This is a genomic window from Furfurilactobacillus milii (genome assembly GCF_021654115.1).
Lineage (GTDB): Bacteria > Bacillota > Bacilli > Lactobacillales > Lactobacillaceae > Furfurilactobacillus > Furfurilactobacillus milii.
In genome coordinates this window covers 17,352-38,177 of record NZ_JAIWJF010000009.1, presented here as the reverse complement: position 1 = coordinate 38,177, position 20,826 = coordinate 17,352, and the positions used below count along the sequence as shown (strand labels likewise).

Here is a 20,826-nt window from a genome sequence, read left to right as displayed (position 1 = left end):
CCTCGTGAGGAGCCGAGTCTTTACGGGCCGTCCGTAACCTAAATTCGAGCAAACCACTCGAATTAACGTTACCTTCACGGCTCGGTATCACTGTTGACGCCTTCCAGCTACTATTGTGGCAACATTTTTGACAGGACAGTGGCTTGACTGTGAGCCCAAAAGAATAATTGTGAGAAGAGTGGAGCGGACCAGAAACAGAGTTTCGTGTCGGCAACATTTAGCGGCATGAATTTGGCCGCTTAGTGTTGCGGGATGACTTATGAGACGGTTTTTTCGGCTCATAATCAAGGTTAAAGACTCCGGGTTTTAGGAGGCTGAGACCGGTCCCACGGAACGGCGTTTCTGGTCCGCGGAACGGTACAGACATAACAAAACGCACTGCAATTCCTTAAAACTTGGAATGCAGTGCGTTTTGTGCTTTAGATTAAATTGTTCCGATTAATTTAGTGCGTATTTGTTGATTGCGGCGGCGACACCGTCTTCTTTGTTGGTCAGTGTAACAGCCTGGGCAGCTTCCTTAACTTCGTCAATGGCATTGCCCATTGCAACACCCCAACCAGCAGCCTTGATCATGGAAAGATCGTTGCCTTGGTCGCCCAAAGCCATAACTTCGTCCATTGAAAAGCTCAAATCGCTCGCTAATCCGGTGATTGCGTTGCCCTTAGAAGCCGCTTTATTCATGGCTTCAAGAAAGTAGGGTTCACTACGGACAAAGTAAAAGTCTTGTTTGACATCGTCAGGCAGTTTTTCGACCGCGCTACTGATAATCTTTGGGTCGTCGATGAACATTGCCTTAGATAATGTGATGTTAGCTGGCATTTCTTCAACGGCACGGTAACGAATCGGCATTTTTACTAAGAAGGCTTCGCCGATGGTGTAAGGACTGATGTCTTTGTTAGCTGTATAAATGTGTGATTCAGTTTCTACGTGAAAGTGTGTTTCAAGTGTTTCACTTAGACTTTGTAATTGACGGTACTGATCGTAATTCAACGTGTGGCGAACAAGAATTTTGCCACTGATTGTTTGTGCTAATGCACCGTTGAAAGTAATGACGTATTGGTCGTCACCACTGAGCCCAAGTTGGTCCAAGTAATCTTGAACACCGGTCAGTGGGCGACCAGTACATAGGACAACTTTGATACCGGCATCACGAGCTGCCTGAACGGCTTTGATTGTAGCTGGGTTCAGTGAACTCTTTTCATTTAGTAACGTGCCATCAATGTCGATGGCAATCATTTTAATTGTCATAGGATTCTCCTTGAGGGTGAATAAGTTGATCATTATGAATGTAATTTTGAAACTCAATGTAAATTGGGCTAAATAAATCATTTTCTGCGTTTTTGGTCAACATTTCCCGAGGAAAGAAGAAACGCTGATCACCCAATTCACGACCAGTAATGGCGGCAACTAGCGGGCTCAGTGATGATAACTCAATGGTGGAGCCGTCACTTTTCATCAGTTGAATTTCGGCAGCTGGTTTGCGAGTTTGGCGACTGTTTGCATTGTATGGCAGATCGTAACTGTCGTTTGTGGCAGTGTAGTACTTGACGTTATAGCCGGCCGTTTCAATTTTGGCGCGTAGAATCGTCAACAAATCTTCCGTTTCGCTCGTATATTCCACAGATTTAAAGGGCCGGCGATTTAGGAAACGATTGGCTAGGTCCGACAACACGGCGTCGTCGCTGTCAGCCCAGTGTAGGAAGTAAGTGTTAAGTACGCCATCATCTAATTTTAAGTAGTCAGCTAGCGTCCAATCGTGGTTAAAGAATGGTTCAAGCAGTAAGGGACGAAAGCCGTCTTCACGGACTGGCTGGTTGTCATAACGGTCCTTAGCACGTAACAAAAGATGATCCAAAATGACTTCCATGGCACGGGAGACAGGGTGGAAGTATACTTGTTGATACATTTGAAAACGACTGAGAATGTAATCTTCGACAGCGTGCATGCCGTCGATATCAAACGCAATCCCGTCTTTGTAGGGTCGCATCACGCGCAACACACGAGTGAGGTCGAAACGACCGTAGTCAGCACCGGTATAGTAGGCGTCACGTAACAGATAATCCATTCGGTCTGCGTCCAATTGACTGGAAATGATCTGAACAACTTGCGGATTAGGATACGTATGTTGAATGACGCTGGCAACCTGTTGTGGAAATTCTGGCGACACCCGTTTGAGCACTGCGTTGACCTCGGTAGTGGGGGAAGTCAGAATTTGTGCAGTAATTGCTTCATGGTCCGTGTGAAAAATGTGTTCAAACGTATGTGAGTAAGCACCATGCCCAATATCGTGCAAGAGTGCCGCACATAGCGTAACGAGTCGCTCGTGGTCGTCCCACAGACCGTCCCCAGGCGTTTGCGACGGATAGTCGTGTTCAAAGTTATCGCAGATTCGTCGCGCAATTTCGTATACACCTAAGGAATGCCCAAAGCGACTGTGTTCTGCCCCATGAAAAACCTCTTCGGTCACACCCAGTTGTTTGACGCGTCGCAAACGCTGAAATTCTTTAGTGTCAATCAAATCCAAAATGACCTGGTAAGAAACGGCGATATAATTGTGAACGGGATCGCGGAATACTTTTTCACGTGGTAATAACTGATGACGATAATCCATTAAATCCTCCTTGAAATATGTGACGGATACGACTCAATTTTCCTAGGACCGTGGTAGCGACTTTAAAAACTCGGTTGATGCTGACTCAAGCGTTTGGCTTCAAAATCTAGGTGAGCACCAAATTCTGGTTCTTGCATAAGTGTGGCCAAGTGCTGTTTAGCAAGATGCGTGCCACTTTGCTGTGCCGCGTCAATAAAACGTTGACGGGCTGCTTCAATAGTTAAAGATTGCGGTAACAAGTCGCCAACATTCATCATGGTGCCAGGATCGACATCAGGGAAATCCCATTTATTTTCTTCGTGTCCTAATCCCACGGTGTAGAAATCGTGAATTAATTGAGCACGAGCATTTTGGTTCCCGTTCACGCTCAGATATAACATGATGACGGTGCCACCATTCCGGCGGCGTTGAGACATGCCGGCAATCTTATGCCCATTTACGCTCAGATCGTAGGTGCCCGGACAGTAGGAACGAGCGACTTCGCCAGCATCAATGGGGAGTTCAGGAAACGCCCGGTCAACAAGCAACTTCATTTGTTCATAGGCATCATCGACGCCTAGTTTGACCAAACTGGGTGGGAAAAAAAGGCTGATGTTGAGAACGCCGGCGTCAGCTACCACAGCTAACCCACCTGAATTACGGATGAATCCGCTGTAACCATGATCTGTGAGCACTTTGTGGGCAGCAGACAAATGCGGCACATCCGCATCGCGAAGCCCCATGATCACCGTGTTATCGAGTAACCAAAAGTGGAGTAAGGGCTGATTTTCATGTTCAATAAGACTAAGTAGCGCATTCATGTTTGAAAATGTCGCTAAACCGTCAGCTTGTTTGAAGTGCTGCGACAGTAACATTGTTGTCGGCGCAAGAGCAAGTGCGTCAATCATGTAATCACCTGATTTCTTAACGTTTTGTGGATTGCAAACGAAATGAATGGGCTCATATTAGTGAGTCCGTTTGCTAATTTATTATCTATATCGATCTCATTTATAAGAATAGCTAAAAGCAACTGCTTTCATTATACCGAATCGCGCTGGGGTCTGCATTATTGAAAGACATTGAGCCCAATTTTCAAAATGAAAGGGACCAAGGTTTCATTAATGGTAATTTATCTAAAAAGCGTTATAATTTCTTACTGATATTCAATGCGTTTTATGGAAAATTTCAAATAACACTGGGAGGTAGATTTGTGGCACAACAATTTGAACAGGCTGTCACCGTTCATTTATTGACCAACATTACACAAGATGATGACACCGAGCAATTTGACTTTGATTTGCCAGGCCGCTTGGTGATTGTGAATGACAACATTTATTTACGTTATGTTGAAGATGATAATGGTCAGTCAACACCAGTGACGTTTAAGCTGAATGGTGAAGACGATGTAGTCTTGACGCGTTCTGGTGAAAATGGTCTCAAATTTCATTTTCTAACCGGCAAGGCAGTGACGACTCAATATCGGACGCCTTATGGGATTATGGCCGTCGAAGTTGCAACAACTGATCTTAGTGTCAGGTTGAGTGATGATTTATCGGCAGGCCGAATTGCCATCGATTACCAGTTGCTGGCCGGCGAACAATTAATCGGTGATTATCAAATTAGATTGCATTTTACAGCTTAAGACCTTATGATAAGATGTACACTCTCGAAAGGACGGGCCTGATTTTGGAACTTAAAATTTTCGAAGGTCAAAATAAGAAAGAATTGTCGATGATTGAGGTTGCGCACGCAATTCTCTCACAACACGGAGAAGCCATGGGCTTTGCCGACTTAACTAACCAGGTACAACAGTACTTGGGCAAAAGTGACGAAGAAATTCGTGATCGTTTTGCACAATTCTATACGGACCTAAATGTCGACGGTAGTTTCATTTCACTTGGTGACAACACATGGGGACTCCGTACTTGGTACGCGTTTGACTCCATCGACGAAGCCACTATTAATGGTGAAGAAGACGAGGATCAGCCAAAGCGTAAGAAACGCCGTAAGGTTAATGCCTTTCTGGCTGACGCTGCCGACGACGATGATGTTATCGACTACGATGATGATGATCCTGAAGATGATGACTTTGGTCAAGATTCTGATGACGATGTTGATGGTGCTGACACTCAAGATAACGATGAGGACAGCGATGATGACGATACTGAGAATCAGGCTACTGAAGAAGAATTGCCAGATGGTATCGAAGGTCAATTAGCAGAGTTAAGTGATGAAGATGATGATGACGATGAGGATGAAGAAAACGATGATGACGACGAATAACTAACGCGTTGTTTGTTCGTTTGACCCAGTAATAAAATTACCGGATAAAATCCTTGACGTTATGACTTGAAGTCGGTATTATATTTTTTGGGCACCGTTCAGCAGAACGGGCACGTTAATGAAGACTTTAGTTGCTCCCAATTCAGATGAATTGGGGGCTTTTTCTTTGTTTAAGGCTTCCCCGAAAAAACAAAAGGAGCGTTTATTTAGATGACCAAATACATTTTTGTCACCGGTGGTGTGGTTTCGTCAATTGGGAAAGGGATCGTTGCTGCGTCCTTAGGCCGTTTGTTAAAGAACCGTGGGCTCAAGGTTACGATTCAAAAGTTTGATCCTTACATCAATGTTGACCCAGGAACGATGAGCCCATACCAACACGGTGAAGTGTTTGTGACAAATGATGGGACCGAAACGGACCTTGATTTAGGCCACTACGAACGATTTATCGACATTAACCTGAATAAATACTCAAACGTCACGACGGGGAAAATTTATCAAGAAGTTCTACAAAAAGAACGTCATGGAGACTACCTTGGCGCGACGGTTCAAGTCATTCCGCATATCACTAACGCAATTAAGGAAAAGATCATGCGTGCTGGTCAAACGACTGACGCGGACGTAGTGATCACAGAAATTGGTGGTACGGTGGGTGACATTGAATCCTTACCATTTATTGAGGCCTTACGTCAGATGAAGACTGATGTTGGTAGTGACAATGTTTTCTACATTCACACAACTTTGATTCCTTATCTGCGGGCTGCTGGTGAAATGAAGACAAAGCCAACACAACACAGTGTTAAGGAACTGCGTGGTTTAGGCATTCAGCCAAACATGTTGGTTGTCCGGACGGAAAAGCACATCACCCAAACGATGCGTAACAAGATTGCGTCATTCTGTGACGTTGATCCTGAGGCTGTTGTGGAATCGATGGATGTGCCAACGGTTTACACGGTGCCATTGGCTTTACAAGACCAACACATGGACGACATTGTCTTAAACCACTTTAAGTTGTCCGCTCCGGAAGCAGATATGAGTGAATGGCGTAAGCTCGAACAACATGTTCAAAACTTGCACAAGACGATCACCATTGATTTGGTTGGGAAATACACTGACCTACAAGATGCTTATATCTCTGTCAACGAAGCCCTAAAGTCAGCCGGCTATGTGGTTGATGCTGATGTTAAAATTAATCATTTCAACTCAGAAGAAATTAACGCAGATAACGTTGATTCCGTTTTGGCTGAAGCAGATGGCATTCTGGTTCCCGGCGGTTTCGGTAATCGTGGTATTGAAGGCAAGATTTTGGCCATCAAGTATGCACGTGAACATGACATTCCATACTTGGGCATTTGTCTGGGAATGCAGATGGCTTGTGTGGAATTTGCCCGTGACGTGGTTGGCTTGAAAGATGCTAATTCAACGGAAATTAATGCTGACACACCATACCCAGTTATTGATTTGATGCCTGATCAAGAAAACATCGATGATCTTGGTGGTACACAACGATTAGGTGCTTACCCATGTAAGTTGAAGCCAGGTACTTTGGCTGCCTCAGCTTATAACAATGAAGAAGTGATTTCCGAACGTCATCGTCACCGTTATGAATTCAATAACAAGTTCCGCGACCAGTTAGCTGCCAAGGGGCTGGTATTCTCTGGGACGTCACCTGATAACCGGTTAGTAGAAGTGGTTGAATTGCCAAGCAACAAGTTCTTCGTTGCCGCACAATATCATCCAGAATTCTTGTCACGGCCAAACCGTCCCGAAGGGTTGTTCAAGGCGTTTGTGAAGGCTGCTGATGATGAACACATTTCGCGTCAGTAAACAGTAGGCAAGGGTTTATAATCACGTGTGTAGTTTTCATAACAGGCTGTTTGCTCGGTGAAAGTATATATTCACCACGCTGAAAAATTAAAGTGAAGACAACCGGATAATGCAAATTACGGAAAACTGACAGGGCCAGATAGGCACAGCACTTCGAGAAAGTTTGTTGAGGGACAGATACGTCCCCAACAAACTTTTTATTTTGCACAATTTTTCTCGCTGTTTCCATCAAGTCAACAGTGGAACCAAAATGCCGTTAAACAGGCAATTATTAAACGATTTGACTGGTAAATGATTGAGCAGTGATAAAAAAGTTTCTAAAAATATACTGAGAAGCCAGAAACAGTGTTGTCTTTTTGCCATTCGTTCATTAGTATGGAAGATAATTGTGCTCCCTTTATGGTTGAGCCATGGTAAATCTCAATACGAATTAGTTGCATGAATGAAAGAGGAATAACGCATGAAATCGATGATCATCCAAGGAGGCAACCCACTGTCAGGCGAAGTTACTATTGGCGGCGCCAAAAACAGTACGGTTGCACTAATTCCCGCTGCTATCCTGGCTGATACCCCGGTTCAATTTGATTCTGTTCCGGACATTTTGGATGTACATAACTTGATGGCCATCCTCGAATCAATGAACGTTTCATCACATTTTGAAAATGGTGTGCTGGATATTGACCCAACGCATATCGAAGAAAATGTTTTACCAGGTAAGGCAATTAAGAGTTTGCGTGCGTCATATTACTTTATGGGAGCCTTACTGGGTCGTTTTAGACGGGCCACTGTATCGTTTCCTGGCGGCGATAATATCGGCCCCCGGCCAATCGATCAACACATCAAGGGCTTTAAGGCCTTAGGTGCAGAGGTTACAGAGATTGACGATTCTGTTCATATTGATGCCAGCAAGGGTCTTCACGGCGCACGTGTCTTCTTAGATATTGTGTCTGTCGGTGCTACGATGAACATCATTTTGGCTGCCGTAAAAGCTGATGGCTTAACGGTGATCGAAAATGCCGCTAAGGAACCAGAAATCATCGATTTGGCAACGTTCTTAAACAACATGGGTGCTAAGGTGCGCGGTGCTGGGACAGATGTTATTCGAATCGAGGGTGTGTCACAATTAAAGGCGACTAACACTCACACGATTATTCCTGACCGTATCGAAGCAGGTACGTACTTATCGATGGCGGCTGCCGTTGGCGCAGGTGTTAACATTCAAAATGTCATTCCTGAACATTTGGAGGCTTTCACCGCTAAGTTAATTGAAATGGGCGTCAAGATGGACATCAGTGAAGACAGTATTTATGTGCATAAATCCGAAAAGCTTAAGCCAATTCAGGTTAAAACCATGCCTTATCCTGGTTTTGCGACTGATTTGCAACAGCCAATCACACCGCTGATGGGTCGGGCAGATGGTGCCAGCATCATTATTGATACCATTTATCCTGAGCGAACAAAGCACATTCCTGAACTAAACCGAATGGGCGAAAACATTCGGTTGGAAAACAACATGATTGTTGTCAACCACTGTGATGATTTAACTGGGACCATTGTCGCTGCTGGCGAAATTCGTGCAGGTGCTTCATTGGTAATTGCTGCCTTAATGGCCGAAGGACGTACAACCATTACCAACGCAGAAAATATTTTGCGTGGTTATGATCGCATTTCCGATAAGCTTAAGGCATTGGGCGGACATATACAGATTATTGAAGATACAGATGCAGGTGTTTTCGAATACTAGGCCGATTTGGGCTTCGTTAAAGACGTCCTATCGTTGTTTTTACAAGCTTGGTAATGACAATCTTGAGCAACGATTGCGTCGTTCAAACGCAAATTTGTTTGCTACAATTATAAATTATTGAGTCAAACCAACTCACAATTATTATTGTCGCTGACTTGCGCATACGCTTAATCCATGCTATATTACTAAAGTTGATTATATGTAACTATGACTCAGCAAATGACTCATGGCAAAGGAGATATTACAATGAAACAAGGCATTCATCCAGATTACCACCAGGTTGTGTTCATGGACTCAACCACTGGCTACAAATTTATTTCTGGCTCCACTGCTACTTCTCAAGAAACAACTGATTGGGAAGACGGCAACACTTACCCATTGATCCGTGTTGAAATCACTTCTGATTCACACCCATTCTACACTGGTAAGCAGAAGTTCACTCAAGCCGACGGTGCTGTTGACAAGTTCAACAAGAAGTATGGTTTGAAGTAAGCAAAATTGAATCAATCTTAAGCTCTTGTCTGCGACTTTACGCTGATAAGGGCTTTTTTTATTTTTCCATGTGCAAATTAAAAATTGTAGGGATAAGATAAAAAGGCACTAATATTTAACTCAGAAAGAGGTAGTTATGGATTCAACGACAACTAAAGTACCACGCTTCGTGTTGTTCTCAATTGTAGGGACAGCGTTACTTTCATTTTGTGGGATTTTAACAGAAACCTCAATGAACGTCACTTTCCCAACGCTCATGCGGCAGTTTCACATTTCTATTGGTGCCGTTCAATGGCTAACGACAGGCTATTTACTCATTGCCTCGTTAGTGATGATTATGGCGTCATATATCCACAAACGGTTTACATTCAAAGCGACATTCGTTACGGCACTTGTATTGTTTGTCGTTGGTTTGGTGGTTTGTGCGGTGGCCACATCTTTTCCAGTTTTGTTGATTGGACGGCTGATTGGTGGGATTGCGACCGGGTTGTGTACGCCCGTGATGTTCGGCATTATTACACAGTTTGTTCCCAGCGCTAAGATGGGCCGTTACATGTCGATTGGCGGCATGATTTTGGGTTTTGCGCCAACCGTGGGACCTACATATGGTGGTTTGGTGCTGTACTACATGGGGTGGCGAATGATCTTCTGGATCGTGTTGCCGATTGTGGCCGTTTCGTTCCTGTTTGGATATTTCAACATTCGCCAACGTGTCGGCACTCAACCGGCGCATTTCGATACGTTAGGATTTACGCTGATTGCGGTGGCATTTATTACCATTTCTTTAGGCTTCAACGATGCATCCAAACATGGCTGGAGTAGCCTCGGATTCTGGGGTTTAGTCCTTGTTGGGATAATTGCTTTGGCTAGTTATGGCTGGTGGGCAACAAGGACAGCTCAACCGCTGATCAATATTGCGATTTTCAAGCGACGGACCTTCGTGCTCAGCTTTTTAACCTACTTGAGTCTTCAATTGAGCAACATTGGCTTGGGCTTTCTTTTGCCAAACTACGCGCAGCTGGTTATTGGGGCAAACGCGATGACAGCCGGGCTACTCTTACTGCCAGGGAGTGTTTTACGGACAATATTGATGCCACTTGGTGGTTCATTACTGGATCGTCGTGGACCACGCGTGCCGATTTTAACGGGACTCGTATGTTTGATGATTGCGATGGCTGGCTTTGTGTTGAGCGCCGGCCACCTGTCCGTGAGCTGGATCATCGGCATTTACATTATTTATAGTGTCGGATTCTCGACGACCTTTAGTAATACGTTGGCAAACGGCATGCAACAGTTGTCGCCTAAACTTATTGGGGATGGTAATGCGGCATTTAATGCCATTCAGCAGTACGCTGGTTCTATTGGGACCGCCGTGATGGCAACGGTTGTGGCGATCAGTCAAAACCAGGCGGGCAAACTGTCTTCGGTTGAGGCCACGGCACGTGGCGGCCTGCACGATTTCATCATTTTGTTAGTGCTCACGATTATCATGATTGTACTAGCTAGTTTTAATTTCAAATTTCAGCAGCAGGATAAAAAAGCTTAATCCGTTTAACAAGTTCGTTATTTTTTCGGTTTAATAAAAAACCCCGGCAACCGTGAAAACACGGCTGTCGGGATTTTTAGAATTATTAAGTTAATGGTTTAATCCCGTAATGAGCGGGTGTTAAACCTGAACAAAACTAGGTTTAACGCAACAATCACGCCGGTTGACAGGAACACGGCCCCGTAACCAAACGCGCCAGACACAGTTGACCCAATCATGGGACCAACGATGCTCCCCATGGCCATGAATGATTGATTCCATGAGAATACCCGGCCAGTGGTAGAAACAGGGGAATTTTTTGCTAATAACGTTTGAACGGCCGGCATCATCGTGGCGTCGGAAATACCAATCAGAAAACGAAGGCCGCCTAGTTCCCAAACATTTCGGACAAACGCCATGGGAATGAATACACAGATGGCAAAGATGAATCCGATAGTTAAGATACGTTCCGTGCCGATACGGTCACCTAACACGCCTAAACGTGGTGCGGCAACGATGGTTGCAATGCCGGGGATAGCGGCGACTAGTCCGGCTACTAAGGAAACGGAGCCTTGACCGTGGAGTAATTGCCGAACGTACAAACTAAGAATTGGGCTGATAGACTGGTTGGCAACTTGAATGATCATGGTGGTAATTAGCATGCCTAAAATGATTTGGGGATGTTTGAAGGAATGAATAACGTCCTTTGTTGAATTGGCGGCGCCTTTTTCAACAGGTGTGAAGTGTTCGTGTACAAACAACCAGCTTAAGAAAAAGACGATCAGTAGCAAACCGCCTGTAATAAAGAAAGTTAAACGATAACCGAAACTGGCTGCTAATGTGCCGCCGAGCAATGGCCCCAGTAGGTTGCCAGCAGTAAAGCCGGTAACGAGTGTTCCCAACGCTTGACCAGAGTGTTCTTTTGGCGATTCTGTGGCTACTAATGCATTGGCGTTTGAAATGTAACCAGAGAAGACACCTTGAATAAACCGAAGGCCAATCAGTTGCCAAACGTTGGTTACAAGTCCCATAGCACCAAGCACAATAGCCATTCCCAGTGATGCTCGCAGAATCATTAATTTGCGACCCTTGCGGTCAGCGAGTCGGCCCCATAATGGGGAAACAATGGCGGTAACTAAATATGTAGCGGAAAAAGTGATCCCGGAATAGAAATTAAGCTGGGCCGTTGAAAAATGACCAAGTGTATCAATATACAGAGACATAAATGGCATGATTTCGCTAAAGGCCATGCCAGCAATAAACGTGCCGAACCAAAGGACAAAGATATTTTGTTCCCATGGTAGACGTTTACGGAAAAGTTGTTGTTTTAGATGTTTGATCAATCGATTTCCTCCTTGAGTGGCACTTTACTTTAACTTAGATGGGTAATGTGGTATTTTTTCGTTAGCAAATAAATAACAAGATAATATTTTACACCTATTTTGTTAGGCATGATGCCAAACGTTTGGGTGGTAAATACAGATGTTATGTGAAGGGAAATTTAATGGCTCAAAAAAAGCATCGAAAAGGATCATCTGTTTGGCGGTGGCTTCGCGGCATACTTTTTGTTCTGCTAGTCGCGGTGTCGCTGGTTCTCATTTTTAATGGGCCCATCACCAATTGGTTGGTCAAAACATACCGACCAACGATCACACGCACAGATGTCAAAAAGAATGAAAAAACTAAGGGTAATTATGATTTTCGCAGTGTGAACTCGTTAGATTTGAAGACCGCTGCCCAAGCCCGTGCCAACCATAAAATTAAGGCAATTGGGTTAGTGGCCATTCCGTCGATCAAACTAAATTTGCAAATTGTTAATGGTGTGTCAGACGCTGATTTAGCATTAGCTACCGGGACCCTGAAGCCAGACCAAGTAATGGGACAGGGTAACTATGCCATTGCTGGTCACCGTATGGATCAGAAGGACGCCATGTTTAGTCCGTTATTCTGGAAGAGCCGAGTGGGCCAAAAAATTTATTTGACGGACTTGACCCATGTTTATGAATACAAGACTACGGAACGAAAGTTTATTAAAGCGACTCGCGTTGATGTTGTGAACGATGTGCCCGGTAAAAAGCTGGTTACGCTAATTACTTGTGATGCGACGGGGGCTAATCGTTTGATGGTCCGCGGTTCCTTAGTTCACAGCTATAAATGGAAAGACGCTCCTGAGGCGGCACTAAAAGGGTTCAGTTACAAACAAAAGGTCGAAACGATTGCATCATAAAGGGTGATAAGAACTGTTGAAGTTGCCGCTGCGTCAGTGAGAACCGTCATTCCGTGGGACCGGTCCCATACCAGAATTTCAGTGCTGGCCAACCGTAGGCGCTAGGTTCATATCCGTCCCTCTAAAAAATATGCAAACGAAAAATGACGCTGATTCTCAAATTAGAGAGTCAGCGTCATTTCTGTCAGTAATAAAATGATGTTGGGTTAGTGATTGGCAGCGACAACCTTGTCCAGCCAGTAAGGAAGGACCTCGCTGAGCTGTCTGTAAGTCAACGCAAAATTATGGGAATACCATGGATCCGGAATCTCCTGGCCAGCCTTACCGGGAACGATTTCGTAGGCCATGTGGACCTTTGACAGATCTTCAGCGGGCGTTAGCTGTTTTAAGTTAGCTAAGTTTGAACGATCCATCGTAATAATCCAGTCAGCCCAAGCAAAATCTTTAGCGGTGATTGGTCGTGAATGAAGGCCCTCTGCGCTTAAGCCGTGTTCGGCTAACATATGAACGGCCCCAGGATGCGGGGGATTACCTTCTTCCCAGCTACTTGTTGCCACAGAATCAACATTAATCTTCTCAGATTGTCCGGCTTCCGCCACTAAATGGCGAAAAATCACTTCTGCCATCGGGGAGCGGCAGATATTGCCTAAACAGACAAATAATACATTTTGCATAGGGTCCTCCAAATAAATAACGTGCTTAAATGGCTTGTTTATAGTAGTTCCTGCGTTTATTTTGCCGTGATTAATCAACTAATGCAAGCTTAGTGAATTTTTGATTATGTCGCTCACATGGTATAATCTGATTCGACTGTAACAGTAGCTTGCAGAAACAAGTTGATAATTAACGCAATTTAATGAATTAAGTAATTATGGGTTCCATAACATCAACGTTAGTATCCAGAGATGCGCCTAGTGTGCGCAACGAGAGGTAAAAGATGAAAATGCAATTAGCTGAAATCGCAGCGGCGGTGGATGCACAAAATGAATTGGGCGATTGGTCATCAGTAACGGTGACTTCTGTCCACTTTGATAGTCGTCAATTAACGGCGGGAGCTCTGTTTGTGCCACTTCCTGGCGAACATGATGGCCACGAATTTATTGCTGGAGCGCGTGCACATGGCGCCGTTGCCAGTTTATGGGCAGTTAGTCGAGCTGCTGAAGCACCGGCTGACTTCCCGGTATTGTTGGTGGACGATCCGTTGACTGCAATGCAGGAATTAGCCAAGCATTGGCTGTCAAAAATCAATCCACAAGTGGTTGCGATTACGGGTAGTAACGGCAAAACAACGACAAAGGACATGACTGCCAGCGTTTTGGGAACGGAATTTAATGTCGTCAAAACATATGCTAACTACAATAATGAAGTCGGTGTGCCATTCACTGTGTTATCAATGGATGCCAACACTGAAGTGTTAGTCGTTGAAATGGGCATGGATCGGTTCGGTCAGCTCGATTTCTTGAGCAAGCTGGTTCAACCAGATGTTGCTGTGATCACAATGATTGGTGAAGCGCACATTGAATTCTTTGGCACTCGGGACAAGATTGCCGATGCCAAGCTAGAAATTACGCACGGTCTGAAGGATGATGGCCGGTTTGTCTTTAATGGTGACGAACCATTGTTGACGAAACGGGCAGAGAATGTGTCTAACGAACATGTGACGTTTGGCCAACAGAGTTCCAATCACTTATATCCGACCAGCATTGAACAGGACAACGAGTTTCACCAAACGACGTTCAAGGTCAATGCCTGGCCAGACGAAACGTTTAAGATTCCGTTGTTGGGTGATTATAACGTCAATAACGCATTGGCTGCCTTAACGGTGGGGCAGCTGTTTCATATTCGGACGGCTAACTTAGTCAAAGGACTTGCCGAGGTCAACTTAACGTCTAACAGAACAGAATGGTTGACGGGATTAGCTGGGGAAGCTATCTTGAGCGATATCTACAACGCCAACCCGACGGCGATGAAGGATGTTCTGACAATGTTTGGTGACACACCTGCAGCTGGCCGTCATGTTGCTGTTCTAGGGGATATGTTGGAGCTTGGCGATAATGCGGATGAGTTACACGCCTCGGTTGCTGAGGCGTTAGATCCGACAAAGATTCAAACATTGTATCTGATTGGACCACACATGAAGGCCCTGGCAGACACGGTGGCTGATCGCTATGCAGCTGATCAACTGCATTATTATGAGAATGATCAGAAAGCGCAACTAACGACCGATTTAATGGCCGATTTAACTGAAAGTGATGAAGTGATGCTTAAAGCAAGTCATGGCGAGCATTTAGAGACTGTTCTAAATGCGTTGCAAAACGGCGTGACACAGGCTTAGGTGGGCGAATTTGCCAGGTTTGTTAATTAAGTTTAATGGCTGAGTTAATACTCTTAGTTGCCAAACGCGCGCTCACGCGTTAAACTATTACAGTTGCGTTTTTTAGCGTATATGAACGAAAATTGAATAACACACACAAGAATAACAAATCAAAACGGGCATCCCCACGCGTTAGCAGACGGATTTTTGCTAGTGTCGATGAAACCTTTTGATTTGAGGAGGAACTAATTTGAAGTTTGCAGAACTAGGCCTTAACAAGGCGCTATTAAAAGCCATTGATGACAGTGGCTATGAAGAAGCTACCCCAATTCAGGCAGAAACCATTCCGTTGGTTATGCAGGGATTGGATGTCATTGGTCAGGCCCAAACAGGGACTGGTAAAACGGCTGCGTTTGGGTTACCAATCTTGGACAAGATTGATACTGAAAATCCAAACGTCCAGGCATTGATTGTGTCACCAACGCGTGAGTTGGCGATTCAAACTCAAGAGGAACTTTACCGCTTGGGTAAGCATGAACATGCCCGTGTTCAAGTTGTTTATGGTGGTGCAGATATTCGCCGTCAAATTAACAGCTTGAAGAACCACCCACAGATTGTTGTGGGGACTCCAGGTCGGTTACTGGATCATATTAACCGGAAAACAATTCGTTTGGATCACGTTCAGACATTAGTGTTGGATGAAGCCGACGAAATGCTTGATATGGGTTTTGTGGATGATATTGAAAGTATCATCAAGCAAGTTCCAGAACAACGCCAAACATTGCTGTTCTCAGCTACCATGCCTGATAAGATCAAACGGATTGGGGTTCAGTTCATGAAGGAACCTCATGAAGTACGGATTAAGGCGAAGGAACTGACCACTGACCTAGTTGATCAGTTCTACGTGAAATCAAAGGAATACGAAAAGTTCGATTTAATGACACATCTGTTCGATGTGCAGGATCCGGACTTGACCATTGTCTTTGGTCGCACGAAGCGTCGAGTTGACGAATTGTCTAAAGGATTAGAAGCCCGTGGCTACAATGCCGCTGGGATTCATGGTGATTTGACACAACAGCGTCGTTCACAGATTCTTAAACAATTCCGTGACGGTAAGCTAGACATTCTGGTTGCGACTGATGTTGCGGCCCGTGGTCTGGATATCTCCGGTGTCACTCACGTGTATAACTATGATATTCCACAAGATCCAGAAAGCTATGTTCACCGGATTGGCCGTACTGGCCGTGCCGGTCATCATGGGACAAGTTTGACGTTTGTTACGCCAAACGAAATGGATTACTTACGTGAGATTGAAAAGCTCACTAAGGTGCGGATGCTGCCCCTAAAGCCACCGTCAGTTGCCGAAGCTTTTGCTGGTCAATTATCAGCTGCTGAAAACAAGGTTGCGGACTTGGTTAAGGAAACAGATACATCCAAGTTTGATAAAGAGGCTACTGAATTACTGGATCGTTATGATGCAGAAGAATTGGTTGCTGCTTTATTGAGTAACTTGACACCTGGTGACGAACACGACACACCTGTTCACATTACGCCAGAACGCCCATTGCCTAATCGTCATGGTGGCGGTCGGAGCAATGGCCGTGGTGGTCGTGGTCACGGTGGCTATCGTGGTAATAACCGCAATGGCCGTAACAACCGGAACTCACATGAACGCGAAAATGGTAACCGTGGTCGTTTTGATCACAAGTCAGGTTCCCGTAACAACAGTTCACGCAGTAATAGTTCCCGGAACGGTGGAAGTAGTAATCATGGTGGCAACAAACATGGTTACTCAATCAACCATAAATAAGCTAATAACTGCATGAATTAGTCTGAATGGCTAATTCATTGCAGGGTGAGGATTCAGCGACACGTCACGTGGAGCTGAATCCTTTTTTCATAGGTCGTTTTTTCGCTGCGTCAGTATGCTATAATTTCGGTTAGACGTTCATGAACAGTGATTTTACTTAACCACGCGTTGTGGTGTGATTAAGTTTTGCGGAGGTTCGGATGATTTACGGAACGGGCATTGATTTAACAGAAATTAATCGGATTCAAACACTAAGGCAACGTTTTGCGGCATTTGTTCCTAAAGTCTTAACACCTGCTGAGCAAGACGTTATGAATAAGTTGAAGGGTCAGCGTCAAAATGAATTTTTGGCTGGCCGTTTTTCTGCTAAGGAAGCCTATAGCAAGGCCTATGGAACTGGTTTAGGCAGTGCCGTTGGCTTTCAAGATGTTGAAATTTTGGATGATGATGAGGGCAGGCCGCATCTGACCAAACAGCCGTTTGACGGGCCAGCTCATATTTCCATTTCGCACACTGAAACGCTGGTCATGACAGAAGTTATTTTAGAAACCGTGGATTCGACACGGTAACATGAAAGAAGCGATTAATACGGTACCTGCACAGATTATTGGTTTACACCGACCAACAGTGGCCCACGTCAATTTAGCGGCCATTCGTCATAATGTAGAAGCAGAATTAAAACGGACTAAGCCAGGTACGGAAATGTTTGCGGTTGTAAAAGCGAACGGGTACGGACATGGCCTTATTGAGGCCGGCCAGGCATGTTTGGAAGCAGGCGCAACAGGTTTGTGTGTCGCTATTTTGGATGAGGCACTGACTTTACGGGCGGCAGGAATTACTGTGCCCATCTTAGTGCTCGGTATCACTCAGCCCCAGTGGGCCGGTCTCGCAGCTGAACAGGAAATTTCGTTAACAGTAGGCGATTTAGACTGGTTGACGACAGCCTTGCCGCTGCTAGAGGAAGCCCAGGCTGCACCATTGAAGATTCATCTCGGTTTAGATACGGGGATGGGCCGCATCGGTTTCCAAGAACCGGCTGCTTTAAAAACGGCTGTCGACTTCTTGAAGGACCATGAAGATGCGTTTATTTTTGAGGGGATTTTCACACACTTTGCAACGGCCGATGAACAGGATACGACGTACTTCAATACGCAGTGTCAACGCTGGCAAGCATTTATGGCAGTTCTACCAGAAAAGCCCCGTTATGTTCATGTTTCGAATACAGCTACGTCATTATGGCACGATGCTTGTAACGGAAACATGATTCGCTTTGGCGTGGGCATCTATGGATTGAACCCGTCTGGCGGCTCAATCACTGCGCCTTATTCATTGGAGCCAGCATTGTCGTTGACGACTCAGTTTGCGTTTGTCAAACATCTGGCGGCGGGCAAATCAGTCAGTTATGGCGCTACTTATACAGCTAAGGAAGATGAGTGGGTCGGCACTTTGCCAATTGGCTACGCCGATGGGTATCCACGGCGAATGCAAGGATTTCACGTGCTTGTTGACGGTCAAACTTGTGAAATTATTGGCCGTGTTTGTATGGATCAGTTGATGGTTCGTTTGCCACATAAATATCCAGTTGACACGCGTGTAACGTTAATTGGTCAGGATGGTGAACAAACGATTACAATGCAGGACGTTGCTGATTATGCTGGAACGATTCATTATGAAATCGCCACCACCTTAGGTATGCGGGTTCCGCGGGTGTATGAAAACCGGTAAGTATTGGTAAAACGGAATATTACATTTCTGAATTGCAAACGACATTCTGTGGGCTTCATGATAGAATGGGTTCACCAAGTTGATTGGTAGTTGTAAAGATGCGGGGGAGTTAGCCATGGCAAGTGATGCACATCAGGTTCCAGTGAGTTTTAACGATACAACACTGACGGACCTTAAAGCATATTGTGAATTTTTTAGTGTTGATCAGGACCAGCTAATTAACACTGTCTTGTGCCATTTTTTAGAAAACCATGAGTCTGCTGATTTAAACAAGTTAGCTCAGGGCTACTTAGCTATGGGTCAACTGAATGAAGAAATCGCAGATGAGTTTTCTGCGTCTGAGGCAGAGGCCTCCAGACTTGACCAATAGCCGTAACGGGTTAACATTGGTTTAGGAGCTGAATGCTCCGCCTACATATTTTGAAGAGGGTGTCCCAATTGGCAGCAGTTGAAGTTAAACGGGGCGACATATTTTACGCAGATTTATCCCCAGTCGTGGGATCTGAACAGGGCGGCATGCGCCCTGTTTTAATTGTGCAAAACAACATTGGGAATCATTACAGTCCAACGGTGATTGTCGCCGCTATTACAGCAAGAATCAGTAAACCAAAAATGCCGACACATATCGGTATTCCGGCGGATCAAAACGGAGTGGGCAAGGATTCAGTTATCTTGCTTGAACAAATTCGCACAATTGACAAGCAGCGTTTACGCGATCGTGTGACGCATCTCGATAATGGCGCCATGAAGCGTGTTGATCATGCACTTGGTATCAGTGTTGGTTTAGTCGAACGAAATTAAATTTAAAAACGAGCATTCATGAGTTTCAAATTCTCATGGGTGCTCGTTTTGTATTCGGGGAAATTTTTCGTGGTATTGGTTTAGAGCATGGCTTTCGCCTTCGGTTGGCCGCTTTTGAAACTGATTGTGGGACCGGTTCAGGCCGGAAGTGCACCGTCTTTCACCTCGCCGAAAAGCCTCGTGAAAGGCCGAGTCATTTCGACCGTCCGTGATGTAAACCCGAAAAATGCATTCGGATTAACATCACCTTCACAATCGGTTTCAATGCGGCCGCCCTCCGGCTGATGTAACAGTAGTTTGCCACTAAAACGACTAACGTTGCACGCAAATGCGAATTACAAGCTGTGCATCGACTAGACTGTCGCTATATTCCCAACGCTGAGTGACAATTGCCGACGTTTATCAAATGACGTTCTAAAAATGGCGCTCTTTCTTAATGGCGCTTTTGAAATTGTTGCCGGTTCTTTATGATTGCAAAAGGGGTAGTGAAGTTACTTAACTTTAGTAGCTGGAAGGCGTCAGTGTTGAAAACGACTGTGAAGGCGGCGTTAATTCGGTGAACTGTCCGAATTTAGGCTGCGGACGAGCTTTGAGACTTCGGGTTATGAAGGCTTAAAGTCGAGGTTGAAGACTGCGGAGCAGGCTGAGACCGGTCCCCACAGGAGGTTTCAAAAACTGACAACTGGAAGCGGACGGGTAAAACACTGCAATTAAATTCTTAGGGAGTAACCTTCAACAAAAAAAGGCAGCAAATTGACGAGAACGTCAATCTGTTACCTGATTTTATTGAATAGTCATCCAACAGGCGGCTATTCTGTTTTTAAGTTTTCAACTTCCGACACGCGGAACTGTTTGCGATTCAACGCCTTGATGATTTTCTCGCAACGTTCTTCGTCCACATCGGCAGGAAGGGTAAACAACGTCCGGTGAACGAGTTCGCCAGCCTGCACATCCAGGGTCATACATGAAGCGATGGATGTGTATTTAGTAATGATCTTCGACATGTTTGTCAGATCACCGCGTTCACCTTGTGAGACAACAGTTAAAACATAACTACCAACGTTGAAGTTCCAACTTTGTGACAGCATGTCCAGTAGTCGAGTATGGGTCAAAATACCGTAAAAGTAGTTATTTTCATCCAAAACAGCGATGTAAGGCAAATCTTTAATTGAAAAGAACACCTTGAAGAAGGCATCGTTGATGGAAATAAACTTAGTCGCATTTTTTAATAGTGTCGTTACAGGTAGGCTCATGTCACCACCACGAGACTTATGACGGTAAATGTGCATCTTGTAAATGTTACCGCGGAAAATTTTGCCAGTTTCATCTAGAATGGGCACGCAACGAAAGCCTGAATCTTCAAGAACCTTCAGTGCTTCTTCCAATGACACATCTTCACGGACGGTCGTGATGCTCTCGTAGGGTTTAACGAGTGTTTTTAATAACATAGGTGTTCCTCCAAAAATTAAAAAATGATAAGAATAGTTGCAA

At 44.9% G+C, this 20,826-nt stretch carries 19 protein-coding genes; 13 read left to right on the top strand and 6 right to left on the bottom strand.

Annotation, left to right across the window (positions count from 1 at the left end):
- Nucleotides 1–438: 438 nt before the first annotated feature.
- The 3 genes from yidA to LDK34_RS10745 all read right to left on the bottom strand — a co-directional run bounded on the left by yidA (nucleotide 439) and on the right by LDK34_RS10745 (nucleotide 3,498).
- Nucleotides 439–1,248: a sugar-phosphatase gene (gene yidA / locus LDK34_RS10755; RefSeq protein ID WP_178942092.1), complete on the bottom strand. Its 810-nt coding sequence runs from the start codon at nucleotides 1,246–1,248 to the stop codon at nucleotides 439–441.
- Nucleotides 1,238–2,611, bottom strand: coding sequence for an HD domain-containing protein (locus LDK34_RS10750; protein WP_178942093.1), 1,374 nt, complete (start codon nucleotides 2,609–2,611; stop codon nucleotides 1,238–1,240). The genes yidA and LDK34_RS10750 overlap by 11 nt, the downstream gene beginning before the upstream one ends.
- Before the next feature lie 62 nt (nucleotides 2,612–2,673).
- A complete protein-coding gene (locus LDK34_RS10745) occupies nucleotides 2,674–3,498 on the bottom strand; it encodes a lipoate--protein ligase family protein (protein ID WP_161003712.1) in 825 nt (274 codons plus the stop codon).
- A 302-nt stretch (nucleotides 3,499–3,800) separates the two neighbouring features.
- Between LDK34_RS10745 and LDK34_RS10740 the strand changes: the two genes are divergently transcribed.
- From LDK34_RS10740 to LDK34_RS10715, 6 genes are all read left to right on the top strand, one after another.
- Nucleotides 3,801–4,232 (top strand): YwiB family protein, encoded by a 432-nt coding sequence (locus LDK34_RS10740; protein WP_026017008.1) that lies wholly within the window; start codon nucleotides 3,801–3,803, stop codon nucleotides 4,230–4,232.
- 44 nt (nucleotides 4,233–4,276) lie between these two features.
- Nucleotides 4,277–4,873, top strand: a complete 597-nt coding sequence (gene rpoE / locus LDK34_RS10735; protein WP_017260508.1) for a DNA-directed RNA polymerase subunit delta — start codon at nucleotides 4,277–4,279, stop codon at nucleotides 4,871–4,873.
- Nucleotides 4,874–5,083: 210 nt separating this feature from the next.
- Nucleotides 5,084–6,697 (top strand): CTP synthase, encoded by a 1,614-nt coding sequence (gene pyrG / locus LDK34_RS10730; RefSeq protein WP_161003709.1) that lies wholly within the window; start codon nucleotides 5,084–5,086, stop codon nucleotides 6,695–6,697.
- A 460-nt stretch (nucleotides 6,698–7,157) separates the two neighbouring features.
- Complete coding sequence (gene murA / locus LDK34_RS10725) at nucleotides 7,158–8,441, top strand: UDP-N-acetylglucosamine 1-carboxyvinyltransferase (protein WP_017260506.1); 1,284 nt, start codon at nucleotides 7,158–7,160, stop codon at nucleotides 8,439–8,441.
- A gap of 246 nt (nucleotides 8,442–8,687) precedes the next feature.
- A complete protein-coding gene (locus LDK34_RS10720) occupies nucleotides 8,688–8,933 on the top strand; it encodes a type B 50S ribosomal protein L31 (RefSeq protein WP_017260504.1) in 246 nt (81 codons plus the stop codon).
- 136 nt (nucleotides 8,934–9,069) lie between these two features.
- Nucleotides 9,070–10,479, top strand: a complete 1,410-nt coding sequence (locus LDK34_RS10715) for a DHA2 family efflux MFS transporter permease subunit (RefSeq protein ID WP_178942094.1) — start codon at nucleotides 9,070–9,072, stop codon at nucleotides 10,477–10,479.
- 98 nt (nucleotides 10,480–10,577) lie between these two features.
- Here the strand turns inward: LDK34_RS10715 and LDK34_RS10710 are convergent, their stop codons facing one another.
- Nucleotides 10,578–11,801, bottom strand: a complete 1,224-nt coding sequence (locus LDK34_RS10710; RefSeq protein ID WP_236941828.1) for a multidrug efflux MFS transporter — start codon at nucleotides 11,799–11,801, stop codon at nucleotides 10,578–10,580.
- A 161-nt stretch (nucleotides 11,802–11,962) separates the two neighbouring features.
- Between LDK34_RS10710 and LDK34_RS10705 the strand changes: the two genes are divergently transcribed.
- Entirely contained in the window at nucleotides 11,963–12,685 is a 723-nt protein-coding gene (locus tag LDK34_RS10705) for a class A sortase (RefSeq protein ID WP_178942096.1), read from the top strand.
- A gap of 206 nt (nucleotides 12,686–12,891) precedes the next feature.
- Here LDK34_RS10705 and LDK34_RS10700 read toward each other — a convergent pair whose 3' ends face one another.
- Nucleotides 12,892–13,359, bottom strand: coding sequence for a low molecular weight protein-tyrosine-phosphatase (locus tag LDK34_RS10700; RefSeq protein WP_178942097.1), 468 nt, complete (start codon nucleotides 13,357–13,359; stop codon nucleotides 12,892–12,894).
- A 263-nt stretch (nucleotides 13,360–13,622) separates the two neighbouring features.
- Between LDK34_RS10700 and LDK34_RS10695 the strand changes: the two genes are divergently transcribed.
- The 6 genes from LDK34_RS10695 to LDK34_RS10670 all read left to right on the top strand — a co-directional run bounded on the left by LDK34_RS10695 (nucleotide 13,623) and on the right by LDK34_RS10670 (nucleotide 19,335).
- Nucleotides 13,623–15,020 (top strand): UDP-N-acetylmuramoyl-tripeptide--D-alanyl-D-alanine ligase, encoded by a 1,398-nt coding sequence (locus tag LDK34_RS10695; RefSeq protein WP_178942098.1) that lies wholly within the window; start codon nucleotides 13,623–13,625, stop codon nucleotides 15,018–15,020.
- A gap of 229 nt (nucleotides 15,021–15,249) precedes the next feature.
- On the top strand, nucleotides 15,250–16,809 hold the full coding sequence (gene cshA, locus LDK34_RS10690; RefSeq protein ID WP_178942099.1) for a degradosome RNA helicase CshA: 1,560 nt from the start codon (nucleotides 15,250–15,252) through the stop codon (nucleotides 16,807–16,809).
- A gap of 200 nt (nucleotides 16,810–17,009) precedes the next feature.
- Nucleotides 17,010–17,378 carry a holo-ACP synthase gene (acpS, locus tag LDK34_RS10685; protein WP_178942100.1) on the top strand — a complete coding sequence of 123 codons (369 nt, stop codon included), beginning with the start codon at nucleotides 17,010–17,012 and terminating at the stop codon, nucleotides 17,376–17,378.
- Nucleotide 17,379: 1 nt separating this feature from the next.
- Nucleotides 17,380–18,534, top strand: coding sequence for an alanine racemase (alr, locus tag LDK34_RS10680; RefSeq protein WP_178942101.1), 1,155 nt, complete (start codon nucleotides 17,380–17,382; stop codon nucleotides 18,532–18,534).
- Between the two features lie 115 nt (nucleotides 18,535–18,649).
- On the top strand, nucleotides 18,650–18,904 hold the full coding sequence (locus tag LDK34_RS10675) for a hypothetical protein (RefSeq protein WP_017260495.1): 255 nt from the start codon (nucleotides 18,650–18,652) through the stop codon (nucleotides 18,902–18,904).
- A 68-nt stretch (nucleotides 18,905–18,972) separates the two neighbouring features.
- On the top strand, nucleotides 18,973–19,335 hold the full coding sequence (locus LDK34_RS10670; RefSeq protein ID WP_017260494.1) for a type II toxin-antitoxin system PemK/MazF family toxin: 363 nt from the start codon (nucleotides 18,973–18,975) through the stop codon (nucleotides 19,333–19,335).
- Nucleotides 19,336–20,144: 809 nt separating this feature from the next.
- Here LDK34_RS10670 and cbpA read toward each other — a convergent pair.
- Complete coding sequence (cbpA, locus tag LDK34_RS10665; protein WP_017260492.1) at nucleotides 20,145–20,783, bottom strand: cyclic di-AMP binding protein CbpA; 639 nt, start codon at nucleotides 20,781–20,783, stop codon at nucleotides 20,145–20,147.
- Nucleotides 20,784–20,826: the final 43 nt, after the last annotated feature.